Source organism: Sphingomonas sp. Leaf257 (assembly GCF_001422185.1).
Classification (GTDB): Bacteria; Pseudomonadota; Alphaproteobacteria; order Sphingomonadales; family Sphingomonadaceae; genus Sphingomonas; species Sphingomonas yabuuchiae.
This window is the reverse complement of record NZ_LMMH01000003.1, coordinates 20,058-33,630: the sequence shown is the minus strand read 5'-3', so window position 1 is coordinate 33,630 and position 13,573 is coordinate 20,058. Positions and strand designations below refer to the sequence as shown.

General features: G+C 65.6%; 19 protein-coding genes. 16 read left to right on the top strand and 3 right to left on the bottom strand.

The window, feature by feature from the left end:
• Positions 1–25 precede the first annotated feature (25 nt).
• From ASF14_RS04095 to hemA, 5 genes are all read left to right on the top strand, one after another.
• Positions 26–310, top strand: a complete 285-nt coding sequence (locus ASF14_RS04095) for a BolA family protein (protein WP_056432045.1) — start codon at positions 26–28, stop codon at positions 308–310.
• 4 nt (positions 311–314) lie between these two features.
• Positions 315–1,007, top strand: a complete 693-nt coding sequence (locus ASF14_RS04090; protein ID WP_056432040.1) for a glutathione S-transferase — start codon at positions 315–317, stop codon at positions 1,005–1,007.
• On the top strand, positions 1,004–1,465 hold the full coding sequence (locus ASF14_RS04085) for an NUDIX hydrolase (protein ID WP_056432037.1): 462 nt from the start codon (positions 1,004–1,006) through the stop codon (positions 1,463–1,465). The genes ASF14_RS04090 and ASF14_RS04085 overlap by 4 nt, the downstream gene beginning before the upstream one ends.
• Positions 1,458–2,357 carry a pirin family protein gene (locus ASF14_RS04080; protein ID WP_056432034.1) on the top strand — a complete coding sequence of 300 codons (900 nt, stop codon included), beginning with the start codon at positions 1,458–1,460 and terminating at the stop codon, positions 2,355–2,357. The genes ASF14_RS04085 and ASF14_RS04080 overlap by 8 nt, the downstream gene beginning before the upstream one ends.
• Before the next feature lie 151 nt (positions 2,358–2,508).
• Positions 2,509–3,750, top strand: coding sequence for a 5-aminolevulinate synthase (hemA, locus tag ASF14_RS04075; RefSeq protein ID WP_056432029.1), 1,242 nt, complete (start codon positions 2,509–2,511; stop codon positions 3,748–3,750).
• 80 nt (positions 3,751–3,830) lie between these two features.
• Here hemA and ASF14_RS04070 read toward each other — a convergent pair whose 3' ends face one another.
• Positions 3,831–4,379, bottom strand: coding sequence for a Uma2 family endonuclease (locus ASF14_RS04070; RefSeq protein ID WP_056432026.1), 549 nt, complete (start codon positions 4,377–4,379; stop codon positions 3,831–3,833).
• A gap of 44 nt (positions 4,380–4,423) precedes the next feature.
• Positions 4,424–4,873, bottom strand: a complete 450-nt coding sequence (locus tag ASF14_RS04065) for a hypothetical protein (protein ID WP_056432023.1) — start codon at positions 4,871–4,873, stop codon at positions 4,424–4,426.
• A 118-nt stretch (positions 4,874–4,991) separates the two neighbouring features.
• Between ASF14_RS04065 and rpiB the strand changes: the two genes are divergently transcribed.
• The 6 genes from rpiB to ASF14_RS04035 all read left to right on the top strand — a co-directional run bounded on the left by rpiB (position 4,992) and on the right by ASF14_RS04035 (position 8,649).
• Positions 4,992–5,435 carry a ribose 5-phosphate isomerase B gene (gene rpiB / locus ASF14_RS04060; RefSeq protein WP_056432018.1) on the top strand — a complete coding sequence of 148 codons (444 nt, stop codon included), beginning with the start codon at positions 4,992–4,994 and terminating at the stop codon, positions 5,433–5,435.
• Positions 5,436–5,452: 17 nt separating this feature from the next.
• Entirely contained in the window at positions 5,453–6,751 is a 1,299-nt protein-coding gene (gene glyA, locus ASF14_RS04055) for a serine hydroxymethyltransferase (RefSeq protein WP_056432479.1), read from the top strand.
• A gap of 12 nt (positions 6,752–6,763) precedes the next feature.
• On the top strand, positions 6,764–6,955 hold the full coding sequence (locus tag ASF14_RS04050) for a hypothetical protein (RefSeq protein WP_056432013.1): 192 nt from the start codon (positions 6,764–6,766) through the stop codon (positions 6,953–6,955).
• Positions 6,956–7,423 (top strand): transcriptional regulator NrdR, encoded by a 468-nt coding sequence (nrdR, locus tag ASF14_RS04045; RefSeq protein WP_056432010.1) that lies wholly within the window; start codon positions 6,956–6,958, stop codon positions 7,421–7,423.
• A gap of 170 nt (positions 7,424–7,593) precedes the next feature.
• Entirely contained in the window at positions 7,594–7,914 is a 321-nt protein-coding gene (locus ASF14_RS22465) for a GIY-YIG nuclease family protein (RefSeq protein ID WP_056432007.1), read from the top strand.
• Positions 7,915–7,917: 3 nt separating this feature from the next.
• The gene (locus ASF14_RS04035; RefSeq protein ID WP_056432004.1) at positions 7,918–8,649 is read left to right on the top strand and encodes an RNA methyltransferase; all 732 of its coding nucleotides are present in this window, start codon (positions 7,918–7,920) and stop codon (positions 8,647–8,649) included.
• Positions 8,650–8,796: 147 nt separating this feature from the next.
• Here the strand turns inward: ASF14_RS04035 and ASF14_RS04030 are convergent, their stop codons facing one another.
• Positions 8,797–9,105 (bottom strand): chorismate mutase, encoded by a 309-nt coding sequence (locus ASF14_RS04030; protein ID WP_056432003.1) that lies wholly within the window; start codon positions 9,103–9,105, stop codon positions 8,797–8,799.
• Positions 9,106–9,194: 89 nt separating this feature from the next.
• On the opposite strand from ASF14_RS04030, the gene ASF14_RS04025 reads away from it, so the two are divergent.
• From ASF14_RS04025 to ASF14_RS04005, 5 genes are all read left to right on the top strand, one after another.
• A complete protein-coding gene (locus ASF14_RS04025) occupies positions 9,195–9,434 on the top strand; it encodes a hypothetical protein (RefSeq protein WP_156361034.1) in 240 nt (79 codons plus the stop codon).
• Between the two features lie 160 nt (positions 9,435–9,594).
• Positions 9,595–10,209, top strand: a complete 615-nt coding sequence (rpsD, locus tag ASF14_RS04020; protein WP_042490485.1) for a 30S ribosomal protein S4 — start codon at positions 9,595–9,597, stop codon at positions 10,207–10,209.
• A 157-nt stretch (positions 10,210–10,366) separates the two neighbouring features.
• Entirely contained in the window at positions 10,367–11,062 is a 696-nt protein-coding gene (locus ASF14_RS04015) for a bacteriorhodopsin (protein ID WP_056431997.1), read from the top strand.
• On the top strand, positions 11,062–11,922 hold the full coding sequence (locus ASF14_RS04010) for a Brp/Blh family beta-carotene 15,15'-dioxygenase (RefSeq protein ID WP_056431993.1): 861 nt from the start codon (positions 11,062–11,064) through the stop codon (positions 11,920–11,922). Before ASF14_RS04015 ends, ASF14_RS04010 begins: the two co-directional genes overlap by 1 nt.
• A 14-nt stretch (positions 11,923–11,936) precedes the next feature.
• The gene (locus tag ASF14_RS04005) at positions 11,937–13,568 is read left to right on the top strand and encodes a M28 family peptidase (RefSeq protein ID WP_056431986.1); all 1,632 of its coding nucleotides are present in this window, start codon (positions 11,937–11,939) and stop codon (positions 13,566–13,568) included.
• Positions 13,569–13,573 lie beyond the last annotated feature (5 nt).

The window sequence follows — 13,573 nt, the reverse complement described above, 5'->3', positions numbered from 1 at the left end:
CTGAAAAACCGTCTATATAGGGGCCATGACCGATATCACCACCGCCCCGATCGCAGACCAGATCACCGCTCGCCTGACCCAGGCGCTGTCGCCTGCGCACCTGGAAGTCATCAACGAAAGCGCGATGCATCGCGGCCATCTGGGCGATGACGGCACCGGCGAGAGCCATTTCCGCGTCATCGTCGTCGCGCCCGCTTTCGCAGGCCAGTCGCGTGTCGCCCGCCAGCGCATGGTGAACCACGCGCTCGCCGATCTGTTGTCGGAGCGTATCCATGCGCTGGCGATCAGCGCGAAGGCACCCGGAGAATAATCTCATGCCCTATGACCTGTGGTACTGGCCCGGCCTGCCGGGACGCGGCGAGTTCGTCCGGCTGGTGCTGGAGGCCGCAGGTCTGCCCTATCGCGACCGGGGCGTGGAGGAGGGGGCCGAGGCGCTGCTCGCCGACATGCGCAAGGGGAGCCGTTTGCCCTTCGCCCCGCCATATTTGCGCACCGGGGGACAGGCGATCGCGCAGGTCGCCAACATCCTTCACTGGCTGACCGAGCGGCACGATCTGGCACCGGTGGGCGAGCGGCTGTGGCTGAACCAGCTGCAATTGACGATCAGCGACATGGTGGCCGAGGTGCATAATGTGCATCATCCGGTCGCGACCGGCGCCTATTATCACGAACAGAAGCCCGAGGCCGCCCGCGCCGCCGCCCAGTTCCGCCAGGAACGGCTCCCCAAATTCCTCGGTTATTTCGAGGATGCACTGGGTGACGGCGAGTGGATGGCGGGCGGGGGCTGGTCGCCGGTCGATACCTCGCTGTTCCAGTTGATCGCGGGTCTGCGCTACATGTTCCCCAGGCGCATGGCGGCGGTCGAGGGCGACTATCCCGCGCTCATCGCCCTGTACGACCGTGTAAAGGCCGTGCCCGGCATTGCCGCCTATCTGGACAGCGACCGGCGACAGGCGTTCAATGAGGACGGAATCTTCCGCCATTATCTGGAGTTTGACGCCGAATGACCCGCATACCCCGTCCCGCCGCGCGCATCCTGTTGGTGGATGGGGCGGGCCGGACCCTGATGTTCCGCTTCACCCCCGATGATCGCCCGCCCTTCTGGTGCACGCCGGGCGGCGCGGTCGATCCGGGGGAAAGCTATGAACGGGCCGCGCGCCGCGAGTTGCTGGAGGAAACCGGCCTCGACCGCGATTGCGGGCCGCAGGTCGCACGGCGGCAGGTCGAGTTCCTGACCATCGAGGGTGTCGAGGTCGCGGCCGACGAACGCTATTTCCGCGTCGACATCGACGCCCATGAGGTGACGGGGGCGGGGCACACCGTGCTGGAGCAGCGGGTCATGCAGAGCTGGCGCTGGTTCAGCCGTGAAGAGCTGGCCGCCCATACCGAACCCTATTTTCCGACCGACCTGATCGCGCTGCTCGACGCCACGGAGCCGGCCCCCACGGAGCAAAGCCATGTTTGACGATTTCCTGCTGCGCACCCTGCAACCCTCCAGCCACGATCTGGGCGGGTTCAAGGTCCACCGGACGCTGCCCAACAAGGAGCGGACGATGGTCGGCCCCTTCATCTTCTTCGACCAGATGGGCCCGGCGCAGCTGCAACCCGGCTCCGGCATCGACGTGCGGCCGCATCCGCATATCAACCTGGCGACCGTCACCTATCTGTTCGACGGCGCGATCGGCCACCGCGATTCGCTGGGCAGCGATCTGGTGATCGAGCCGGGTGCGGTGAACCTGATGACCGCAGGCCATGGAATCGTCCATTCCGAACGCTCGCCGGGCGAGATGCGGCCGCAGGGCCCGGTCCTGTCGGGCATCCAGACCTGGCTGGCGCTGCCCGAAGCGCAGGAGGAGATCGATCCCTGTTTCGAGCATGTTCCCGCCGAGGCACTGCCCGAAATCCAGGGGCAGGGTGCCACCGCGCGGGTCATCATGGGCGAGCTGTGGGGGCAAAGGGCACCGACGACGACCTATGCGGGTACCATCTATGCCGACATCGCGCTGGAGCCGGGCGGCAGCATTCCCATCGACCCCTCGGCCGAGGAGCGCGCCGTCTATTGCGCGCTGGGCGAGGCCAGCCTGGAGGGGATGCCGCTGGAACCGCAGCGTCTCTACATCCTGAAGCCGGGGATCGCTGCTACCCTGCGGTCCGAATCGGGTGGGCGGGTGATGCTGTGCGGCGGCGATGCGTTCACGACGCCGCGCCATGTATGGTGGAATTTCGTGTCCTCGCGTCGCGAGCGGATCGAGGAGGCAAAGCGGGCCTGGCGCGCGCGGGAGTTTCCGACCGTGCCGGGCGACGATGCCGAGCGGATCGAGATCCCGGAGATTCCGAAGACCGTCAGCTATCCGTGATTCGAACGCTTCATCCGGCAGGGGGGGACGCTCCAAACTGGGCATATCGGGAACCGATCGGTCCTTGGGACAATATGTCCACCATGATCGATCACAGTGAGCGCAGTTCCCGACTCGATTCATGGGCGGCTTGCGCCTACATTCCCCTCCCATGAGCATCGAAGGCACGGACGTGCGCGTGGATTATTCCCGCGTCTTCACCCAGGCGATCGACCGCCTGCACGCCGAGGGACGTTACCGCGTCTTCATCGACATCCTGCGCAACAAGGGCATGTTTCCCAATGCGCGGTGTTTTGCCGGGCATAACGGGCCCAAGCCGATCACGGTCTGGTGCTCCAACGACTATCTGGCGATGGGGCAGCACCCGAAGGTCATCGCCGCGATGGAGGAAGCGCTGCACGACGTCGGCGCCGGTTCAGGCGGCACGCGCAACATTGGCGGCAACACGCACTATCATGTCGATCTGGAAGGCGAACTCGCCGATCTGCATGGCAAGGAAGCGGCTCTGCTGTTCACCAGCGGCTATGTCTCCAACGAGGCGACGCTGGCGACCTTGGCCAAGATCCTGCCGGGCTGCGTGATCTTTTCCGACGAATTGAACCACGCCTCGATGATCGCGGGCATCCGCAATTCGGGCTGCGAGAAGCAGGTCTTCCGCCACAATGATCTGGCGCATCTGGAGGAACTGCTGGCGGCGGCCGATCCGGCGGTGCCCAAGCTGATCGCGTTCGAGAGCGTCTATTCGATGGAGGGCGATGTCGCCCCGATCGCGGCGATCTGCGATCTGGCGGACAAGTACAACGCGCTGACCTATCTCGACGAGGTGCATGCGGTCGGCATGTACGGCGCGCGCGGCGGCGGCATTTCGGAGCGCGACGGCGTCGCCCACCGGCTGACCGTGATCGAGGGCACGCTGGGCAAGGCGTTCGGCGTGATGGGCGGCTATATCGCGGCCGACCGGATGATCGTCGACGTGATCCGTTCCTATGCGCCGGGATTCATCTTCACGACTTCGTTGTCGCCGGTGCTGGTCGCGGGCGTGCTGGCGAGCGTGCGTCACCTGAAGCAGAGTTCGGTCGAGCGCGAGGGGCAGCAGGCCGCCGCCGCGAAGCTGAAGGCGATGATGAGCGAGGCGAACCTGCCCGTCATGCTGGGCGAGACGCATATCGTGCCGGTGATGGTCGGCGATCCGGTCAAGGCCAAGAAGATCAGCGACATCCTGCTCGCCGAATATGGCGTGTACGTCCAGCCGATCAATTACCCGACCGTGCCCCGCGGTACCGAGCGGCTGCGCTTCACCCCCGGCCCCGCGCATGACGAGGCGATGATGGCCGAACTGGTGTCGGCGCTGGTCGAAATCTGGGAGCGGCTCGAATTGAAGATGGCGGCGTAAGGGGCGGCCCTTCGCCATCTATCGTATGGGAACCGGACCCCGGCCTTCGCCGGGGTGGTCACCATTTCTGAGGTCGAGTCTTAATCGAGTGTGATTGCGGCGTCGCTGCCCGGGACCGCCAGTGCCTCGCCGAACCGCACCGTGTGAACGCTGCAATAGTCGCCCTCGACCGGATCGGCATAGACATGGACGACGCGGCGCACCCCGTCGATCACCCAATAGGTCGGGACGCCCGCCTGGGCGTAAAGCATCCGCTTGAGCCCCATATCGCGGCTTTGCGTGGTCTGTGCGATCTCGACGACCAACTGCACATCATACGGCGTCAGGAAGCGGTTCTCGACCAACGGCTGGCGCAGCAGCGCGGCATCGCAGGCGACGACGGTCGAGTCGTTCAGGATGATTCCGATCTCACCGCATAACCGGTCTTTCGACACCACCGACGCCAGTTCAATCAAGACATCGGACTGCGCCCTGGCATGGCTACCCATTGGCGGGTTCATCCGCTCCAGCTCCCCGTCGATCAGTTCGACCTTCATGCTCTCGAAGGCACCGCTTTCGACCATGTGCAGAAATTCGAGCGCCGTGAAGCGCGCGCGGGTGTCCGAGGAGAGGCGGGCCAGCTGGTTCACGGATGCAATCCTATCATGGCGGGCGGCGCGAGCCTAGCCGCGCTTCACCTCTTGCAATAGCCCTCGCCGGTCTTGACGGTCAGGCACTCGGTCTTGCCCGCCAGATACTTCAATCCCGTTGCATCGCCATTGGTCGGGCGCAGCGTCTCGCGCACGCCGCCGCGCTCGAACACGATGGTGTCGCCGACCTGCTCGCCCCGGAACTCGCCCTTGTTGTCGAGGTCCCACTGCATCTCCATGCGATAACGGCCCGGCGTCGCTGCGTGCTTGATGTTGAGGTACATGCCCTCCACCCCGACATAGCGGCCGACATAATCGGGGCCCTTTTTCTTCGGCAGGCCGGTGAAGGTCGACCCGTCCCCCGCCGGGCCCGTCGTCGCGGCGGCGCTGGTGGCGTTGACGGTGGGAGCCGCGGCGTTCCTGACCTCCTCCGGCGTCTCGCGTGAGCAGGCGGTCAGGGCAGAGAGGGCGGTGAGGATCAGGATACGCTTCATGGCGCGCAGAACCCCCCAACGGCGGCGCACGTTCCGTTGCGCGAAGGGGTAGCCATGGGCCCGTTGCGCGCGTAAAGGCGCGGGCATTCCATTCGACCCCATCAGGAGCGCCCGTCCCATGCGCATCGCGATCGCATCCGATCATGCCGCCGTCTCGTTGAAGACCGTGCTGGCGGACTGGCTGCGCGAACAGGGGCATGAGGTGCTGGACCTGGGCACCGACGGCAATGCCAGCGTCGATTATCCCGATTTCGGCCGCGCGGTCGGCGAAACGCTGGCCGATGGTCGCGCCGAGCGTGGCGTCGCGCTGTGCGGATCGGGCATCGGTATCTCGATCGCGGCCAACCGCAACCCCGCCTGCCGCTGCGCGCTGGTGTCCGAGCCGCTGTCGGCCGCGCTCGCCCGTCAGCATAACGACGCCAACGCCATCGCCATGGGCGCGCGCGTCATCGGCGAGGAAATGGCCAAGGCCTGCCTCACAGCTTTCTTGTCCACCCCGTTCGAGGGCGGACGTCATCAGCGCCGTGTCGACATGCTGTCCACCGCGCCCGCCCAGAATTGAACGCCAAGGATACCCTCATGAGCACGCTTAACGACGTCCAGCCCGCCGGTTTCTTCACCCGCACCCTCGCCGATGCCGACCCCGCCGTCTTCGCCGGTGTCGCGCACGAGCTGGAACGCGAGCAGACCCAGATCGAGCTGATCGCCTCCGAGAACATCGTCTCCAAAGCGGTGATGGAAGCGCAAGGGTCCGTCTTCACCAACAAATATGCCGAGGGTTATCCGGGCAAGCGCTATTATCAGGGCTGCGCGCCGTCGGATGAGGTCGAGCAGTTGGCGATCGACCGCGCCAATCAGATCTTCGGCTGCAACTTCGTCAACGTCCAGCCGCACTCGGGCGCGCAGGCGAACGGCGCGGTGATGCTGGCGCTGGCCAAGCCGGGCGACACGATCATGGGCCTGTCGCTCGACGCGGGCGGCCACCTGACGCACGGTGCCAAGGCCGCGCTGTCGGGCAAGTGGTTCAACGCCGTCCAGTACGGCGTCGATCCCGAGACGCACCTGATCGACTATGACGAGGTCGCCCGGATCGCGCGCGAGTGCCAACCCAAGATCATCATCGCGGGCGGCTCGGCCTATCCGCGCGTCATCGACTTCGCCAAGTTCCGCGCCATCGCGGACGAGGTCGGCGCCTATTTCATGGTCGACATGGCGCACTTCGCGGGCATCGTCGCGGGCGGTCTGCACCCGACCCCGTTCGGCCATGCGCATGTCGTGACCACCACCACGCACAAGACGCTGCGCGGTCCGCGCGGCGGCATGATCATGACCAATGACGAGGCGATCGCGAAGAAGATCAACTCGGCGGTCTTCCCCGGCCTGCAGGGCGGCCCGCTGATGCACGTCATCGCCGCCAAGGCGGTCGCATTCGGCGAGGCGCTCCAGCCCGAGTTCAAGACCTATATCGCGGCGGTCGTGGAGAATGCCCGCACGCTGGCGGCGACCCTGAAGGCGCGCGGGGCGAACCTGGTCGCGGGCGGCACCGACACGCATCTGGCGCTGGTCGACCTGACCCCGCTGGGCATCACCGGCCGCGACGCCGACGAGGCGCTGGAGCGGGCGGGCATCACCTGCAACAAGAACGGCATCCCCAACGATCCGCTGCCGCCGATGAAGACCAGCGGCATCCGCGTCGGCTCGCCCGCCGGGACCACGCGCGGTTTCGGTCCGGCCGAGTTCGAACAGATCGGCCATATGGTCGCCGATGTGCTCGACGGGCTGAAGGCCAAGGGCGAACATGGGGACCCGGAGGTCGAGGCAAACGTTCGTGCCCGTGTGCGTGAGCTTTGCGCACGCTTTCCGATCTACCAGGGATAAGGACGTAATCGCATGGCCAAGTTCGACCAGAAGTTTTCCGAGGTGCAGAACGACATCAAGTCGACCCCCGGCCTCGGCAAGAGCATGGCGAAATGGGGCGCGCTCGGTGCGGTCGTCGCGATCCCGGTGCCGTTCGTCGGCCCGATCTTCGGCGCGGCGGCGGGTGCGGGCTATGCCTATCTCAAGGCCAAGAAGAAGATCTGAATGCGCTGCCCCTTTTGTGGCCATGAAGACAGTCAGGTAAAGGACAGCCGCCCCACCGAAGACGGGGCGGCCATCCGCCGCCGCCGCCAATGCGAAGGCTGCGGCGCGCGCTTCACGACGTTCGAACGCATCCAGCTGCGCGAGTTGTTCGTGCTGAAGAGCGAGGACCGGCGCGAACCCTTCGACCGCGAGAAGCTGGTGCGATCCATCGCCATCGCGACGCGCAAGCGACCGATCGATCCGGTACGGGTGGAGAAGCTGGTGTCCGGCATCCAGCGCCAGCTCGAGACGAGCGGCGAGGGCGAGGTATCGTCCAAGCGGATCGGAGAGATGGTGATGGAGGGGCTCAAGGGCCTGGATTCGGTGGCGTATATCCGCTTCGCCAGCGTCTATCGCGAGTTCGGTGAGGCGAAGGATTTCGAGGCTTTTGCCGGGACGGTTGAAGAGGTGGCGCCTCGGGGGGAATGAGCTGTGGGGCGGGCGTCGGGGCGTGGGCTTCGACTTCGCTCAGCCTGAACGGCTGTTTTAATCCAGCATCGTATTGACCGCCGCTCATCCCCCACCCCCGTTCAGGCTGAGCGAAGTCGAAGCCCAAGGGACTCCCTTGCCGCAAACTCCAAAAGCGATAGCCTGATGAGATGGCCTTCTACTGCTACATCCTGCTTTGCTCCGACGGCAGCTATTACACCGGCCACACCGACAATCTTGAACATCGCATCGCCCAGCACCACTCCGGCGAACTCGCCTGCTACACCCAAGCCCGCCGCCCCGTGGAACTGGCCTGGGTCCAGGACTTCCCCTCCCGCCACGAAGCCCTGACCGCCGAACGCCAGATCAAGGGCGGGTCCCGCGCCAAGAAGGCCGCGCTGATCGCATCGGACTGGACGGCGCTCACAGAAGCCGCGATACCGCGCGCGGAACGTGCCCTTCGACTTCGCTCAGGGCGAACGGAAGATTGAATTTTGTCCAAGCCCCAATCCCAGCCCCCCGTCATCGTCCTGGTCCGCCCGCAGCTCGGCGAGAATATCGGCAAGGCCGCGCGTGCCATGCTGAATTTCGGGCTGGTCGAGATGCGCCTCGTCACCCCGCGCGACGGCTGGCCCAATCCGCAGGCGGGCCCGGCGGCGTCGGGCGCGGACATCGTGCTGGAACAGGCCAAGGTCTACGAAAGCGTATCCGACGCCGTCGCCGATTGTGCGCAGGTCTATGCGACGACGGTGCGCAAGCGCGGCGTGACCAAGCCGGTCGTCACCCCGGAAGAGGCGGCGCGCGAAATCCATGCCGATACGGTGGGCCGCGCGGCCTTCCTGTTCGGGCCGGAACGGTCGGGGCTGGAAACCGACGACGTCGCCATCGCGCGCAAGATCGTGACGGTGCCGATCAACCCGGAATTCGGCAGCCTGAACCTGGCACAGGCGGTGATCCTGATCGCCTATGAATGGTCCAAGGGTATCGCACTGGCCCAACCGCCCGAGGTCGAACTGCCCGAAGTCGCGCCGCAGGGCGAGCTGGACGGCATGATCGGCCAGCTGGAGGATATGCTGGAGAATGCGGGGTTCTTCTTCCCGCCCGACCGCACCCCGGCGAGCAAGCGCACGCTGCGCACCCTGCTGACCAAGCCCGGCTGGTCGAGCCAGGAGGTGCGGACGCTGCGCGGCGTGTTGTCGACACTGGCACGGCCGCGTCAGCGGTAATTCGTCCACGCCCGTTCAGGCTGAGCGAAGTCGAAGCCCAAGGGATGGCCTCCGCCAAACGGCCCCTGTGGCGGGCCTAGGGGCGTGGCCTTCGACTTCGCTCAGGCTGAACCGAGATGGGGGTGCAGGGGCAGAGACGGGGCCCGCTTACCCCCGTGTCCGGTCGAACGCCGCCAATTCATAGGCGATCGAGCCTTCGACCAGCACCTCCCAGATGTCGGCGACGACGGCTTCGGGGACGCCCAGGCGGCGGGCTTCGTCGCGGGCCTGGTCGATGACCTGGGTCTTGCGGTCCTCGTCGCGCACGCGGTCGCGGGTCGGTTTGATCCGGGCGGCGGCGTCCATATAGGCGAAGCGGCGCGCGAGCAGGGCGACCAGTTCGCGGTCGAGCTGGTCCACGCCCGCGCGGACCTCCGCCATGGTGGTGCAATCGGGTCCGGCGAGAATCTGGGTCATGGGCCAAGGCTCTGCCGGGTGGCGTTCCCGCTGTCCAGTCCGGCTTGCCGATCGGACTGTGCGCAGGATAGCATGGCGGCGCGTTCCAATTGGGAGATAGGACGATCCTGACCACGTTGCTGCTGCTGGCCCTGACCGGGCAACAGGCCGAACCCGCGCCCGCGCCGGTAAAGGAAAAGAAGATCTGCCGGGTCCAGGAAACCACCGGCTCGCGCCTGTCGGCCAAGCGGATCTGCAAGACCCAGGCGGAATGGGACGAGATCGCGGCCAATGCGCGCAACGACGTGGAAAACGCCACTGGGCGGCTGAACACCGCCAGCGGACGCTGATCGCCCGCTTCGCTTGACTCCGGCGCGCCCGTCGTCTAGGCGCGCCGCTTCGCAATTGCCCCCGCATCCCGGTGAAGCGGTGGGCCTGCGCTTGTCCCCATAAAGGCTTGCATGGTGCGATACCGGGACCAACGTCGTTCGTAATTGCCAAGGATTACACATGTCGAAGCGTCAAAGCGCAAAGTACAAGCTCGATCGCCGTATGGGCGAGAACATCTGGGGTCGCCCCAAGAGCCCCGTCAACAAGCGTGAATACGGCCCCGGCCAGCACGGTCAGCGTCGCAAGGGCAAGATGTCGGACTTCGGTCTGCAGCTGCGCGCCAAGCAGAAGCTGAAGGGCTATTATGGCGACGTGACCGAGAAGCAGTTCAAGGCCTGCTACCAGGAAGCCGCCCGCATGAAGGGCGATACCTCGCAGAACCTGATCGGCCTGCTCGAGCAGCGTCTGGACATGATCGTGTACCGCGCCAAGTTCGCGCCGACGATCTTCGCTGCGCGCCAGCTGGTCAGCCACGGCCACATCCGCGTCAACGGCGTGAAGTGCAACATCGCGTCGCGTCGCTGCTTCGTCGGTGACGAGATCTCGCTGGGTTCGAAGGCGACCGAAATGGCGCTGGTCATGGAAGCACAGCAGCTCGCCGAGCGTGAAGTGCCGGACTATGTCACCGCCGACGGCAACACCAAGGTCGCGCTGACCCGCATCCCGACCCTGGACGAGGTGCCTTATCCGGTGAAGATGGAACCGAACCTGGTCGTCGAATTCTATTCGCGCTAAGTTTCGGGTCTTACCGAAGTTTCGGAAAGGGCGGTCCTTCGGGGCCGCCCTTTTTTGTTTTCCATTCTAACATTTGCGTCATGCCGGATCGACAAACCCGATGCGCTGTTCAGGTCATGGGTCGGCCCACTGTCGCCCCTTAACCGGAGGGTTGCAGATGGATTGGATGGCGTTCCTGATCGGCTTTACGATCATGTCTCTGGCCTCGCTGGCCATTTACGCAAAAGGCAGCAAGACGTCGCCGTCGCTGCATCACACATTGCTCCATGCCGCCGTGCCATTTATCGCCGCGACGGCCTATCTTGCCATGGCCTTCGGCATCGGCACGCTGATCAACATCGACGGATCGGTGACCTATCTGGCCCGTTACGCCGACTGGTCCGTCACGACGCCGATCCTGCTCGCCAGCCTGGTGCTGCTGGCTTTTCACGAGCGGGGCAAGACGGGGGAGGTCGGCGGCTATCTGACCGCGATCATCGTCCTCGACGTCCTCATGATCGTTACCGGCCTGATCTCGTCGCTGGCGCTCGTGCCCGTGCTGAAATGGGTATGGTATCTCTGGTCGTGCGCGGCCTTTGTTGGCGTGCTGTATCTGCTGTGGGGGCCGCTGCGCGTCCTGGCGGCCGAGCGGGGCGAAGCCCTGGGCACGGCCTATCGCAAAAACGTCGTGTTCCTGACGGTGATCTGGTTCCTGTACCCGATCGTCTTCCTGGTCGGGCCGGAAGGCCTGAAGATCATCAGCGATCCGACGTCGGTCTGGGCGATCCTGATCATGGATGTGTTGGCGAAGGTCGTCTACGCCTTCTATGCGGCCGCCAATCTGAAGACGGCGCTGCACGACCATCGCGCCTGATGACCCGTGCCCCGGCCATCGGCTGGACCATGCTGGTGGGGGCGGCGCTGGCCGCCTCCGCCGGTTCATTGCCGATCCAGCTGGGCTTTGCGATCCTGGCCATCGGTGTCCTCGGCATGGCGCACGGGGCCAGCGATCTGGCGATCGTCGCACCGGATCGGCGCCCCTTGTTCCTGTTCCTGTATATCTCTGTGTCCCTGATCTGCCTGATGTGGTGGACGGGGTATCCGCAGATTGCGTTGCCCCTGTTCCTCGCGGCCTCGGCCATTCATTTCGGGGTCGAAGATGCACCCCGTGGTGCTCCGCTGGAACGGACGGCGCGCGGCATCTCGCTGGTGGCGACGCCGGTGATCCTGCATCGCGAGGGTTATGGCGACATCCTCGCTTTCGCGGCAGGCCATGACATTTCGACGACCGTGCTTCTCCTGCTGACCGTTGCCGGGGTCGGTGCGACGGCGCTGGTTCTGATCATCGCAGCACGGCGCCGCGACGGGCGCCTGTTGATCGGCACCGGCGCGTTGCTGGTCCTGCCGCCGCTGATCGGCTTTTCGATCGGTTTTCTGGTTCTGCACGCGCTTCCGCAGACCGATCTGCGGCGGCAAGAGATCGGTTGCGTCAGCCATCGCGCCTATCTTCGCGCGGTCGGTCCCATCCTGCTTGCGGCCCTTCTCATCGCGGCGGCGGCGGGGGCATTTTTCGTCTATCGCGAGGGGACCGGCGTCCGTGCCCTGTTTGCCGGTATCGCGGCCCTGGCGATGCCCCATCTGCTGGTGACACCATGGTTCGAGGAGCGGGCAGGCCGCCCCGTCGCACACCCTTGCCCTGCGATCGGCGGCCGGGCACAACATTCCCAAACATAAGGGGAATGCCTGTCATGCGCCGTCTGGTTCTGTTGTCCCTCCTCCTCTCCGGCACTGCGATGGCGCAGGACAAGCCCGCCATCTCGGTCGATACGCTGAAGACGGTCACCCAGACCCTGTCCTCCGACGCCTATGAAGGCCGCGCGCCGACCACCCCGGCCGAGGACAAGACGGTCGCGTACATCATCGACCGCTTTCAGAAGGCGGGTCTGAAGCCCGGCAACAAGGGCAGCTGGACCCAGGACGTGCCGATGGTCGAGATCACCGCCACCGATGTCCAGCCCTTCACCATCAAGGGCAAGGGTGCACCGATCCCGCTCGCCTATCGCACCGACATGGTCGTCGGCACCTATCGGGTGACCCCGCGCATCGACGTGAAGGACAGCGAGCTGGTCTTCGTCGGATACGGCATCACCGCGCCCGAAAAGGGCTGGGACGATTATGCCGGGGTCGATGTGCGCGGCAAGACGGTGGTCATCCTGATCAACGATGCCGATTGGCAGACCATGGGCCGCGAAGGGCCGTTCGAGGGCCGCGCCATGACCTGGTATGGTCGCTGGCCCTACAAGTTCGAGAATGCCGCCAAGCATGGTGCCGCCGCCGCGCTGATCGTCCACCAGACCGAACCCGCCGCCTATCCCTGGGCGGTGGTGCAATCCTCCTGGACCGGGCCGCAGCTGGAGCTGGACGAGCCGGGCGACCATCGGGACCAGAGCCAGGTCATCGGCTGGTTACAGCAACCGGTGGCGCAGCGCATCCTGAAGGCGGCGGGCAAGGACCTCGCCACGCTGACCAAAGCGGCGCAGCAAAAGGGGTTCAAGGCGGTGCCGCTCGGCCTGACCCTGTCGGGCGGCTTCGCCAACACGATCCGGCGCCAGGCGTCGAAGAACGTGATCGGCGTCCTGCCGGGCACGGCCGAGCCGGGCGATTACGTCCTCTATTCGGCGCATTGGGACCATCTGGGCCGCTGCGACGCGGTGGACGGTGACGATATCTGCAACGGCGCGCTCGACAATGCGACCGGCGTGGCGGGGCTGGCCGCTCTGGCCGAGGCGCAAGCCAAGGCGGGACCGGCCAAGCGCTCCATCGCATTCCTGGCGGTGACGGCGGAGGAAAGCGGGCTGCTCGGCTCGGGCTATTATGCGCAGCATCCCGTCTTCCCGCTCGCCCGTACCGTGGGCGGGGTGAACATGGACGGGCTGAACGTCACCGGCCGGTCGAAGGACTTCGTGCTGGTCGGCAAGGGCAAGTCCGAGATCGAGGATATCGCCAAGTCGCTGGTCGGCGCGCAGGGCCGCTATATCGGCGAGGAGGCCAATCCCGAGCGTGGCAGCTATTACCGCTCCGACCATTTCTCGTTCGCCAAGCTGGGCGTGCCGATGCTCGACGGCGGCTCGGGGCAGGACAAGGTGATGGGCGGCGTCGCCGCGGGCAAGGCGGCGTCGGAGGACTATGTCGCCAACCGCTATCACAAGCCCGCCGACGAATATGATCCCCGCTGGGATTGGTCGGGCGCGGTCGAGGATTTGACGGTCTATTATCAATTGGGCAGGACGCTCGCCGACCGGCCGGGCCTGTGGCCCAACTGGTATCCCACCGCCGAATTTCGCGGCATTCGCGATCAAAGCAGGAAGAACGTCCAGTGACCACG

Bases quoted from the DNA above. Each gene is read 5' to 3' on its own strand.
- ASF14_RS04015 (WP_056431997.1), top strand. From the start codon at position 10,367: ATGGATTGGATGGCGTTCCTGATCGGCTTTACGATCATGTCTCTGGCC.
- nrdR (WP_056432010.1), top strand. From the start codon at position 6,956: ATGCGCTGCCCCTTTTGTGGCCATGAAGACAGTCAGGTAAAGGACAGC.
- ASF14_RS04065 (WP_056432023.1), bottom strand. From the start codon at position 4,873: ATGAAGCGTATCCTGATCCTCACCGCCCTCTCTGCCCTGACCGCCTGC.
- glyA (WP_056432479.1), top strand. From the start codon at position 5,453: ATGAGCACGCTTAACGACGTCCAGCCCGCCGGTTTCTTCACCCGCACC.
- hemA (WP_056432029.1), top strand. From the start codon at position 2,509: ATGAGCATCGAAGGCACGGACGTGCGCGTGGATTATTCCCGCGTCTTC.
- ASF14_RS04085 (WP_056432037.1), top strand. From the start codon at position 1,004: ATGACCCGCATACCCCGTCCCGCCGCGCGCATCCTGTTGGTGGATGGG.
- ASF14_RS22465 (WP_056432007.1), top strand. From the start codon at position 7,594: ATGGCCTTCTACTGCTACATCCTGCTTTGCTCCGACGGCAGCTATTAC.
- ASF14_RS04050 (WP_056432013.1), top strand. From the start codon at position 6,764: ATGGCCAAGTTCGACCAGAAGTTTTCCGAGGTGCAGAACGACATCAAG.
- ASF14_RS04095 (WP_056432045.1), top strand. From the start codon at position 26: ATGACCGATATCACCACCGCCCCGATCGCAGACCAGATCACCGCTCGC.
- ASF14_RS04005 (WP_056431986.1), top strand. From the start codon at position 11,937: ATGCGCCGTCTGGTTCTGTTGTCCCTCCTCCTCTCCGGCACTGCGATG.
- ASF14_RS04080 (WP_056432034.1), top strand. From the start codon at position 1,458: ATGTTTGACGATTTCCTGCTGCGCACCCTGCAACCCTCCAGCCACGAT.
- ASF14_RS04090 (WP_056432040.1), top strand. From the start codon at position 315: ATGCCCTATGACCTGTGGTACTGGCCCGGCCTGCCGGGACGCGGCGAG.
- ASF14_RS04030 (WP_056432003.1), bottom strand. From the start codon at position 9,105: ATGACCCAGATTCTCGCCGGACCCGATTGCACCACCATGGCGGAGGTC.
- rpiB (WP_056432018.1), top strand. From the start codon at position 4,992: ATGCGCATCGCGATCGCATCCGATCATGCCGCCGTCTCGTTGAAGACC.
- ASF14_RS04010 (WP_056431993.1), top strand. From the start codon at position 11,062: ATGACCCGTGCCCCGGCCATCGGCTGGACCATGCTGGTGGGGGCGGCG.
- rpsD (WP_042490485.1), top strand. From the start codon at position 9,595: ATGTCGAAGCGTCAAAGCGCAAAGTACAAGCTCGATCGCCGTATGGGC.